The sequence below is a fragment of the Agrobacterium sp. ST15.13.013 genome, assembly GCF_027956525.1.
GTDB lineage: Bacteria > Pseudomonadota > Alphaproteobacteria > Rhizobiales > Rhizobiaceae > Agrobacterium > Agrobacterium salinitolerans.
Window position 1 is genome coordinate 1 of sequence record NZ_JAQKGP010000048.1, and the last position, 10,667, is coordinate 10,667.

Consider the following 10,667-nt stretch of genomic DNA (forward strand, 5'->3'; position numbering starts at 1 on the left):
TGGAACAGAGAACGCTGCAAACAATCGACAATCCGTTCGGCACGAGATTGTCACCTATGTCTTAGGTACAAACTGTTACCTATGTCTCCGGTCTGGACATGGGAAATTTGGAGCGGGCGAAGGGATTTGAACCCTCGACCCCAACCTTGGCAAGGTTGTGCTCTACCCCTGAGCTACACCCGCTCAAATCCACCGGTCCGGGGTAGTTCGCTGAACCGTGGGCCGCCAAGCGGCGACGGGCGCTATATCGCTCAATCGATTCTGGAATGCAACAGGGAAATGAAAAAAACGCGAAAATTTCTTTGAGAAATGCGACAAGCGGCGGAAATGATTGAGAATTTTTCATCTCGCTGTTTTTTCCTGCGTTGCCAAGCGTCGGTTGCCCGCTTAATCAGGAAACAAGGATTGTGGAATCGGCAGAGACAGGCGGCAGGATATGGCGGAAAATTCCCGGAAGACGGCAACGGAGCTGTTCGAGTTTCTCGACGGACTCGGCATTTCCCACAGCACGAAGCAGCACGAACCGGTGTTTACCGTTGCCGAATCCCAGTCGCTGCGCGACCTCATTCCCGGCGGCCATACAAAGAACCTCTTTGTAAAGGACAAGAAGGATCAGTATTTCGTTCTGACCGTTGAGGAAAACGCGGTCGTCGATCTGAAAAGCGTTCACAAGACCATCGGTGCGGCAAGCCGTGTGTCCTTTGGCAGACCGGAAAAGATGCTTGAATATCTGGGCGTCGTGCCGGGCTCGGTGACAGTGTTCGGCGCCATCAACGACACGGACAGGCAGGTCACCTTCGTGCTCGACAGCGATCTTCTGGAAAACGAGTTGGTGAACGGCCATCCGCTTTCCAACGACCAGACGACAACGATCGCGTCCAAAGATCTCATTCGCTTTCTCGAGGCAACCGGACATGCGCCGCTTGTCTTGAAAGTCAGCGAGTGAGATACGATCTTTGCTTCAAATAAGCCAGATGACAGAAGTTTACGGGAGACCGGCATGAGCGGCGACAATAATCCTTACGGCGGTTCCTATAGCGGGCAGATGACTGCAAGTGCCCATCATAATGGCGAGCTGAACGGTGCGGCCTCCGGCCACATCAAGGACACCACGACGGCGGCTTTCTCCAGGGACGTTCTAGAGGAATCGCGTCGCCAGCCGGTACTGGTGGATTTCTGGGCGCCCTGGTGTGGCCCGTGCAAGCAACTGACGCCGGTGCTCGAGAAGGTCATCAACGAGGCGAATGGCCGCGTGAAGCTGGTGAAGCTGAACATTGACGATCACCCGTCGATTCCCGGCCAGCTCGGTATCCAGTCCATTCCGGCAATCGTCGCCTTTGCCGACGGCCGGCCCGTGGACGGCTTCATGGGCGCCGTGCCGGAAAGCCAGATCAAGCAGTTCATCGAGAAGATCGCCGGGCCTGACGCGGGCGACCCCAAGGCCGAGATCGAGGCTGTTCTGACAGAGGCCAAGCAGCTTCTGGCGGATGGCGATTTTAATGGTGCTGCGCAGCTTTTCGGCGCCGTCATGCAAGCCGATCCGGAAAATCCGGCAGCGATTGCCGGTATTGCCGAATGCATGATCGCTGCCGGTCAATATGAGCGGGCAAGCGAACTGCTCTCTTCGCTGCCTGCGGAACTCAACGAAGATGCGGGCATTCAGCTCGTTTCGAAAAAGATCGCGCAATATGAGGAAGCCCGCAAGATCGGCGACCCGGTGGCGCTGGAGCGCGAGCTCGCGCTCGATCCTGATCGTCACGAGGCGCGGGTGAAGCTTGCCAAGGTGCTGAATGCTCAAGGCCGGCGCGACGAGGCCGCGGACCATCTGCTATACGTCATGCGCAAGGACCGGACCTTCGACGATGACGGCGCGCGCCGCCAGCTTCTGGAGTTTTTCGAGGCCTGGGGCTTCAAGGACCCGGCAACCGTTGCCGGCCGCAGGAAGCTTTCGGCGATACTGTTTTCGTAGTGCGGGCATATCCCGGATGTGGCGGTCGATCCGCCGGCCGGGCAGCAGTGAACAGGGGGGCGTGATTCCCATGCATGTCGGAAATGCGAGATATGTGAAGAACGACGATCTGCCGGAAACCGTGCCGGTGTTTCCATTGCCGGGCGCGCTTCTTCTACCGGAAGGCCATCTTCCGCTCAATATTTTCGAGCCCCGATATCTCGCGATGATCGACTGGGCATTGTCCGGCCATCGCATCATCGGCATGGTGCAGCCCGCCCTGCATGTCATCGAGGCGGGGCTTGAGGGCGGTCCGCTGAGCGCGGTCGGATGCCTCGGTCGCATCACGTCCTTTTCTGAAACCGGTGATGGCCGTTATATCATCTCGCTCACCGGCGTGTGCCGTTTCCGTCTGTTGGAAGAGGTGGAGGCGGGCAAACCCTATCGCAGCTTCCGGCATGCGCCTTTCATCGCCGATCTTTCCGGCGAATACGATGAGGATGCGGTGGACCGTGAAAACCTGCTGCGGGTATTCCGCTCGTTTCTAGAGGCCAACCAGCTGGAAGCGGATTGGGAAAGCGTGGAAAGGGCGGGCAATCGCGTTCTCGTCAATTCGCTTTCCATGATGTCTCCCTTCGGACCGGCTGAAAAACAGGCACTGCTGGAAGCGCCTGACCTGAAGACACGGGCCGAAACATTGATCGCCATCACCGAGATCGTCCTCGCCCAGGGATCGGGCGAGGGCGGCAACGTGCTGCAATAGGATCGGCGCCATGGACGACAGGATGAGCAATGTCGATCCCAAGCTCCTGGAGCTTCTGGTCTGCCCTTTGACGAAAGGGCGCCTTTCCTATGACCGCGCCCGCAATGAGCTTATCTCCGAAAGCGCCAGGCTTGCTTATCCGATCCGTGACGGTGTGCCGATCATGCTGATTTCGGAAGCGCGAAAAATAGAAGACTGACCTTCCCACTTACCCGCCTTCGCACATTGCGCGTCGCGAATTGACGAAGATGCGTTGACAACCATGCGTGGATTTGACCAGAGTCCCGCCCGACATGTCTGTTGCGGGGAGAAAACTGATGTCGTTGCGCGCGCTCGTCCGGATTTCGCTGGTTGCGGTTTCCACCGCCCTGTTTTTCCCGCCAGCCATGGCGGCGGAGCCCTCCCGCAAGGTCGTTACGACCCAAAATGGCGATTATTTCGGCTTCGATCTGAGGACGGAGCAGAATGTCTCGCTGGAGCAATGCGGCGACATTTGCGTCGGCGATACCGCCTGCAAGGCCTTCACCTACAATCCCAAGGTGAAATGGTGCTTCCTCAAATCGGATTTCAATCAGCTGAACGCCTTCCCTGGCGCAGTTGCCGGCAAGATTGTGGAAGTGGCCACGGAAGCCGATATCGGCGCGCCGCAGCGCCTGTCCTTCGTGACCGACAGCCTGCAGCAGGAAGCGCGCCGGCTGAAATCCGGCCTTGCGGCGAATGAGGGCGAGGGCGAACAGGGCCTGGAAGCCCTTGTGCAGATCGCGCGGCAGCAGGCAGCAGCAGGCAATATTCCCGATGCCGTCACGACCTACAAACAGGCCCTTGCTATCACGCCTGACGATGGCGCGCTCTGGGCGGCATTGTCGGAAAAGGCGGCGCAGGTTACTGATAATTATTCCATTGCCGGGCAGGCGGCGTCTGCCGCCATCAATGCCTATCAGCTGAGCCGCACGGTCAGCGCCCGCACCGAGGCCCTGAACCGGCTGGCGAAGGCTTTTGAGCGAACCCAGAATTATCGCGCGGCGCTCAGTGCTTATAAGGAGAGCCTTGCACTTACCGACAATGCGCAGACAAAGGCGGCCTATGCCGATCTGCGCACGCGTCAGGGTTTCCGCGTCATCAACAATACCGTGGATACGGACAGTATCAGCCCGCGCGCCTGCGTGCAATTTTCCGAGCCGCTGGTGAAGAACGGTGTCGATTATTCCTCGTTCGTCACGCTGGACGGGGCCGCTCCCAAGGCCATCGAGGCGAAGGGAAGCGAGATTTGCGTGGAAGGCCTGACCCATGGTCAGCGTTACAAGATCGCGCTTCGCGCCGGCCTGCCGTCTTCAGTGGAAGAGCCACTGGAAAAGCAGGTCGATCTCGATATTTATGTGCGTGACCGCGCCGCCAGCGTTCGCTTTACCGGCGAGAATTTCGTGCTGCCGGGCACGGCCCGCCGCGGCATTCCAATCGTTTCTGTCAATGCCGACAAGGCGGACCTGAAGCTTTATCGCGTCGGCGACCGCAATATCACCTCGCTTCTTTCAAACTCGCAGTTTCTGACGCAAATGGACGGCTATAATGCCGACCGCATTCAAAACGAGATCGGCGAGCTTGTCTGGCAGGGGTCGATCGATATCCAGCCCGATCTCAACAAGGATGTGGTAACGAGCTTCCCGGTGGATGAGGCCCTGCCGGAGCGCAAACCCGGCATCTATGTGCTGACCGCCGTGCCGCCGGGCGTAGCACCTGAAACCTGGGATTCCCGCGCCACGCAATGGTTCCTGGTCTCCGATACCGGCATTACCACCTATGCCGGCACTGACGGCCTGAATGTCTTCGTCCGCGCCCTCGGCAGCGCCAAGCCGCTTGCGGATGTGGATTTGCAGCTGCTTGCCAAGAATAACGAGGTGCTGGGCACGGCAAAGACCGACGCGGATGGGCGTGCGGTGTTCTCGGCCGGCCTGATGCGCGGTACCGCGGCACAGGCGCCGGCAATCCTGACGGCGCGCAACGGCGACAAGGATTACGTCTTCCTCGACATGACCCGCGCCGGCTTCGATCTTTCGGATCGTGGCGTGACGGGCCGTGCAGCCCCCGGCGCCATCGACGTGTTCAGCTGGACCGAGCGCGGCATTTACCGCGCCGGCGAGACCGTGCACGCCGCAGCGCTTGCCCGCGACGTCGACGGCAAGGCAATCGAGGATCTTCCGCTCACCTTCATCTTCTCGCGCCCTGATGGCGTCGAGGACCGGCGTTTTGTCAGCGATGGTAAGGCACTGGGCGGCCATTCGGTCGATCTGCCATTGCAGGCAAATGCGATGCGCGGCACCTGGACTTTGCGCATCCACACCGACCCGAAAACGGCTGCGATCGGCGAAAAGAGTTTCCTCGTCGATGATTTCGTGCCTGACCGGGCGGAATTCGACCTCTCCAGCAAGGCGAAACAGATCGATCCGGGCGCGGAAACGGCCATCGACGTCGATGGCCGTTATCTCTATGGCGCGCCCGCCGCCGGCCTGACGCTGGAAGGCGAGATCGCCATCAAGCCGACGCGCACCAGCGCCGATTTCGAAGGTTATTTCTTCGGTCTGGCCGATGAGGAAAGCGAAGAGGAAAACCGCACCACGCTGGCCGATCTGCCTGATCTGGATGAAGAGGGCAAGGCGAGCTTCAATGTCGATCTGACCGATCTGCCTTCCACTACCCAGCTTCTTTCGGCCAACATCACCGTGCGCATGCAAGAGGCCGGGGGCCGTGCCGTCGAGCGCTCGCTGACGCTGCCTATCAAGGCGGATGCGCCTGTCATCGGCATCAAACCGCAATTTTCCGGCGATCTCGCTCAGAATTCCGTTGGTCGTTTCCACATCATTGGCGTCAGTGCCGACGGCGCCAGACAGGCGATGAATGGCCTGACCTGGAAACTCATCAAGGTCGAGCGGAACTATCAATGGTATCGTCAGGGTAACTCCTGGCGTTACGAGCCGGTGGAATATACCAAGCAGCAGGAAGCCGGCACGCTTTCGGTCGATGCCAATGGTGGCGAGATTTCCGTGCCTGTCACCTGGGGCCGCTACCGGCTGGAAGTGGAGGGCGCCGGCAATGGCGCGCCGGTTTCCAGCGTTGAATTCGATGCCGGTTTTTATGTCGAGGCAAGCTCGACGGAAACGCCGGATGCGCTGGAAATCGCGCTCGACAAACAGAGCTACAAGATCGGCGATACGGCTAAACTCAAGATTTCGTCGCGTTTTGCCGGCGAGTTGATGGTAACTTCTGGTTCAGAAAAGCTGATTTCCGTTCAGAATGCCGAGATCGGCGCGGATGGCGGCGAGATCGATATTCCGGTCACCGAGGAATGGGGCGCGGGCGCTTATGTCACGGCCACGCTGTTCCGCCCGGGCGATGCGCAGGAAAGCCGTATGCCGATGCGCGCCATCGGCATCAAATGGCTCGCCGTCGATCCGGCCGAGCGCAAACTTGCCGTCACGCTTGGCGCGCCGCAGAAAACGCTGCCGCGCCAGCCGCTTGAAATTCCGATCACGGTCGCCGGCGCTGGCGTGGGCGAAAAGGCTTATGCCATCGTTGCGGCAGTCGATGTCGGCATATTGAACCTTACCCGCTACGAGCCGCCGAAGCCGGATGAATGGTACTTTGGCCAGCGTCGGCTGGGACTGGAAATCCGCGACCTTTACGGCCGCCTGATCGACGGTTCACTTGGCGCCACCGGCCGGCTGCGCACCGGCGGTGACGGCGGACAGGTTGCTCTTCAGGGCAGCCCGCCCACCGAAAAGCTGGTGGCTTTCTTTGCCGGTCCGGTCGAACTTGACGCTGACGGCAAGGCGACAGTCAGCTTCGATATTCCGCAGTTCAACGGCACGGCCCGCATCATGGCGGTGGCCTGGACGAAGACGGGTGTCGGCCATGCGGTTTCCGATGCCGTCATTCGCGATCCTGTCGTTGTCACGGCCAGCGCGCCGAAATTCCTCGCACCCGGCGATGTGTCGCAATTGCGGCTCGATATCGCCAATACGGATGGCGAGGCCGGTGATTACCGGCTGGATGTGACCAGTAATACGGCGCTGACGGTCGATCAGGGCGAGATGTCGCAAACTCTCGCGCTTCAGAAAGGCGGTAAGTCGTCGCTGACAGTGCCGCTGACGGGCGAACAGCCCGGCAATGGTGCGATCACCATCAAAGTCTCCAATGCATCGGGTGTCTCGCTGGAGCAGGTGCTGAATGTTCCGGTGCGCCCGGCCGTTCTGCCCGTTACGACGCGGCGCGAAATCAAGATCGCGCCAAATAGTAGCCTGACCATCAATGGCGATTTATTGGCTGACAGCATGCTGCTCGGTTCTTCGGTCGCGATCAATGTCACCCGCTCGCCTGCCTTCGATATTCCGGCGCTGGTGATGATGCTGGACAAATATCCTTATGGCTGCGCCGAACAGACGACGAGCCGGGCGTTGCCGCTGCTTTACGTCTCGGAACTGACGAAGGATAGCGGCATGACTGAGGACCCCGATACCCGCAAGCGGGTGCAGGAGGCGATCTACCGCGTGCTGTCCTTCCAGTCGAGTTCCGGCAGCTTCGGTCTCTGGTCGCCCGGTTACGGCGATCTGTGGCTCGATGCCTATATCACCGACTTCCTGACCCGCGCCCGCGAGCAGAATTACGATGTGCCCGAAGCCGCCATGGTACAGGCGCTGAACAACCTGCAGAACGGCCTGTCCTATGACAGCAACGTCAAGGATCGCGGCAACGAGATCGCCTATTCGCTCTATGTGCTGGCGCGCAACCGCAAGGCGGCGATCAACGATCTCAGATATTACGCGGATACGGCGCTGGCCGATTTCGCCACACCGCTCGCCAAGGCGCAGGTTGCTGCCGCCCTTTCGCTTTATGGCGATCAGGCCCGTTCGAAGAGCGTGTTTGGTGCTTCGCTCGATATGGCAAGCCGTACCACCAATGTCAGCCTCGCGCGTGCAGATTATGGCTCTGCCCTGCGTGATGGCGCGGCGACGCTGGCGCTTGCGGCGGAAAGCCGTCCGGTTCCGGCCGTCGTGCCGCAGCTTGCCGGTGCCGTGGCCAAGGAATGGAAAAAGAAGCCCTATACCAGCACCCAGGAACAGGCATGGATGCTGCTGGCCGCCCGCGCCGTGAAAGGCGAGGACAAGGATATTCGCCTGGATGTGAACGGTGACTTGCAGACCGGCGGCTTCGGCAAGCGGATGAGCGGCGATGAATTGCTGGCCGCCCCCTTGAAGATCGCCAATACCTCGGCCGATCCGGTCACGGCTGTCGTCACCACGGTGGCGCCGCCGGCGCAGCCGCTTGCCGCAGGCGGCGAAGGCTTCACCATCACCCGCACCTATTATTCCATGGATGGCGAGGAGGTGAACCCGAGCGAGGTGATCCAGAACGAGCGTTATGTCGTGGTGCTGGATGTGGTGCCGCAGAATAACTGGCAGTCGCGCATTCTGGTGACTGACCTGTTGCCTTCCGGTTTCGAAATCGACAATCCGAGCCTCGTCAATTCGGCAGCGCTTTCGAATTTCGACTGGTTGCCGGAAACGGAAGCGGCACATACCGAATTCCGCTACGACCGTTTCGTGGCGGCTTTCGACCGCTCGGCCGGCGACAGTTCGGAAATTGCGCTGGCCTATGTGGTCCGCGCCGTCACCCCAGGCACCTATGACCACCCGGCAGCTTCGGTTGAGGATATGTACCGGCCGCAATTTGCCGCCCGCACGGCAACCGGCCGCATGGAGGTGCGCTCGGCGAACCCATGAGGCGACGCAAGGCGATCATTGTCGGCATCATGACGGCCGCTCTGCTTATGGGCGGCGCGGCCTTCGGTCTCGATGCGCTGGACAAGGCCTATCCGCCGCCGCTGGACGCTGCGCAGCAACGCTCCTTCGAGGTTCTGGACCGCGACGGCAAGCTTTTGCGCGCTTTTGCGACACCCGATGGCCGCTGGCGACTGAAAACCACGGCGGCCGAAGTCGACCCACTGTTCCTGCGCATGCTGGTGGCCTATGAAGACCAGCGTTTCTATGAGCATCACGGCGTCGATCCCTTCGCGTTTTTGCGCTCCGCCTGGCAATTGGTCAGCAACGGCCGGATCGTTTCCGGCGCATCGACGCTTTCCATGCAGGTGGCGCGGCTGATCGAGCCGCGCGCCGATCGGTCGTTTTCGGCGAAATTCCTGCAGGCCGCGCGCGCGCTCCAGATTGAGAGGCGACTCACCAAGGCGGAAATCCTCGATCTCTATCTGAATATCGCGCCCTATGGCGGCAATCTCGAAGGCGTTCGCGCCGCAAGCCTCGCCTGGTTCGGCAAGGAGCCTGGCCGGCTCGATACGGCGGAGGCGGCCCTATTGGTGGCGCTGCCGCAACTGCCGGAAAAGCGACGCCCGGATCGTTTTCCGGAGGCGGCGAAACAGGCGCGCGAGCGCGTATTGCAACGGCTTGCCGTCGAGCGCGTCGTGGGTGAGGGGGAGGCGGAACGTGCGGCTCTTGCGAATACGCCTTCCAGCCGGCGCGATCTTCCGGCCTATGCGCCGCATATGGCCGTCGCCGCGCGGGTGAAATTCCCAAATACTGCCGCGGTGCGCTCTACGCTGAAGCTGCCGATCCAGCGGGAGCTGGAGGGTGTCGCCCGCCATGCTGCGGAAAAGCTCGGCGACAGGGTCTCCGTCGCCATCGTCATGGCGGATGCGCAGAACGGCGATATTCTGGCGGAAGTGGGGTCGGCGGACTATCTCGATACGGCAAGACGCGGTTTCGTGGAGATGAGCCGGGCCATTCGCTCGCCAGGCTCCACCCTCAAGCCATTCATCTACGGCCTTGCCTTCGAAGACGGTCTTGTCGGACAGGAAACCATCATCGAAGACCGCCCGGCCGACTTTTCCGGCTACAGGCCGCGCAATTTCGACATGCATTATCAGGGCGATGTCAGCATCCGGCAGGCGCTGCAACTGTCGCTTAACGTTCCTGCCGTCAAGCTGCTCGATGCGGTCAGCCCCTCGGCGCTGATGGTGCGGTTCCGGCGGGTGGGCGTCAAACTCGCACTTCCCGCCAATGAAGCGCCCGGGCTTGCCATCGCCCTTGGCGGCGCGGGTATTTCGCTGGTCGATCTGGTGCAGCTTTATGCGGGGCTTGCCGGCGGCGGCGATCCCGTGCGCCTTGGAGACGGTGTCCGCTCCGCCCCGGAACGGCTGGAGAGCGACCGTTTATTCTCCGATGCGGCGATCTGGAACATCTCCGACATCCTGTCCGGCGTGCTGCCGCCGCTCGGCATGAAACAGCGCGGCATCGCCTACAAGACCGGCACCAGCTATGGCTATCGCGATGCCTGGTCGGTGGGTTATGACGGGCGGCATGTAGTCGGTGTCTGGGTCGGCCGGGCCGACAATGGCGCGGTGCCGGGCATTGCCGGTTATGCGACGGCCGCCCCGATCCTGTTCGAGGCCTTCGAGAAATCCGGCGTGGCGATCACGCCGATGCCGGCCGCACCTTCCGGTGTCGCGCGGGTGGCGGTCAATGACCTCCCCGCCAATCAGCGGCGTTTCACCACGACGGCCAGCGGCCTGCTTTCCGCTTCAAGACGTGAAAGCGCCCCGCGCATCGTTTACCCGCCCGAGGGCGCGCGTGTGGAGCTTTCCGGTCAGTCAGGCATCTCGCCGCTGGTGCTGAAGCTGCAGGGCGGGCGGGCACCTTTTCGCTGGCTCGCCAACGGTTTGCCTTTGCCGAATGCGTCCCATCGCCGCAACAGCGAATGGCGGCCCGAAGGTCAGGGATTTTCCACACTCACGGTGATCGACGCCGACGGACGTGCCTCGAGCGTGCGGGTTTTCGTCGAGTAATTCGCAGGTGTCCGACTTGAGAGATAGGTGACGTTTTGTACCGGAGACATGGGTAACACTTTTCGCTTTGCGGGAGGTGTTGATGCCGTGGAGAGAGACTTCGGTTA

6 protein-coding genes and 1 tRNA gene are annotated in these 10,667 nt (G+C 61.0%); 6 read left to right on the forward strand and 1 reads right to left on the reverse strand.

What is annotated here, in order from left to right; translation table 11 throughout:
• Window positions 1–108: 108 nt before the first annotated feature.
• Window positions 109–183: transfer RNA gene (locus PL597_RS25385), tRNA-Gly, on the reverse strand.
• A gap of 253 nt (window positions 184–436) precedes the next feature.
• Here PL597_RS25385 and PL597_RS25390 point away from each other — a divergent pair.
• From PL597_RS25390 to pbpC, 6 genes are all read left to right on the forward strand, one after another.
• A complete protein-coding gene (locus PL597_RS25390) occupies window positions 437–946 on the forward strand; it encodes a prolyl-tRNA synthetase associated domain-containing protein (RefSeq protein WP_077985246.1) in 510 nt (169 codons plus the stop codon).
• Between the two features lie 54 nt (window positions 947–1,000).
• Window positions 1,001–1,969: a thioredoxin gene (gene trxA / locus PL597_RS25395; protein WP_077985245.1), complete on the forward strand. Its 969-nt coding sequence runs from the start codon at window positions 1,001–1,003 to the stop codon at window positions 1,967–1,969.
• A 70-nt stretch (window positions 1,970–2,039) separates the two neighbouring features.
• Window positions 2,040–2,711, forward strand: a complete 672-nt coding sequence (locus PL597_RS25400; RefSeq protein ID WP_162520637.1) for an LON peptidase substrate-binding domain-containing protein — start codon at window positions 2,040–2,042, stop codon at window positions 2,709–2,711.
• A 10-nt stretch (window positions 2,712–2,721) separates the two neighbouring features.
• Window positions 2,722–2,910 (forward strand): Trm112 family protein, encoded by a 189-nt coding sequence (locus PL597_RS25405; protein ID WP_003497541.1) that lies wholly within the window; start codon window positions 2,722–2,724, stop codon window positions 2,908–2,910.
• Between the two features lie 118 nt (window positions 2,911–3,028).
• Window positions 3,029–8,485, forward strand: coding sequence for an alpha-2-macroglobulin family protein (locus PL597_RS25410; protein WP_271366585.1), 5,457 nt, complete (start codon window positions 3,029–3,031; stop codon window positions 8,483–8,485).
• Window positions 8,482–10,560 carry a penicillin-binding protein 1C gene (gene pbpC, locus PL597_RS25415; protein WP_271366586.1) on the forward strand — a complete coding sequence of 693 codons (2,079 nt, stop codon included), beginning with the start codon at window positions 8,482–8,484 and terminating at the stop codon, window positions 10,558–10,560. The genes PL597_RS25410 and pbpC overlap by 4 nt, the downstream gene beginning before the upstream one ends.
• The last annotated feature ends 107 nt before the right edge of the window (window positions 10,561–10,667 follow it).

What these genes read in the sequence shown, in the direction of transcription:
- PL597_RS25410 (WP_271366585.1), top strand. Translation starts at nt 3,029, where the DNA reads ATGTCGTTGCGCGCGCTCGTCCGGATTTCGCTGGTTGCGGTTTCCACC.
- trxA (WP_077985245.1), top strand. Translation starts at nt 1,001, where the DNA reads ATGAGCGGCGACAATAATCCTTACGGCGGTTCCTATAGCGGGCAGATG.
- PL597_RS25405 (WP_003497541.1), top strand. Translation starts at nt 2,722, where the DNA reads ATGGACGACAGGATGAGCAATGTCGATCCCAAGCTCCTGGAGCTTCTG.
- PL597_RS25390 (WP_077985246.1), top strand. Translation starts at nt 437, where the DNA reads ATGGCGGAAAATTCCCGGAAGACGGCAACGGAGCTGTTCGAGTTTCTC.
- pbpC (WP_271366586.1), top strand. Translation starts at nt 8,482, where the DNA reads ATGAGGCGACGCAAGGCGATCATTGTCGGCATCATGACGGCCGCTCTG.
- PL597_RS25400 (WP_162520637.1), top strand. Translation starts at nt 2,040, where the DNA reads ATGCATGTCGGAAATGCGAGATATGTGAAGAACGACGATCTGCCGGAA.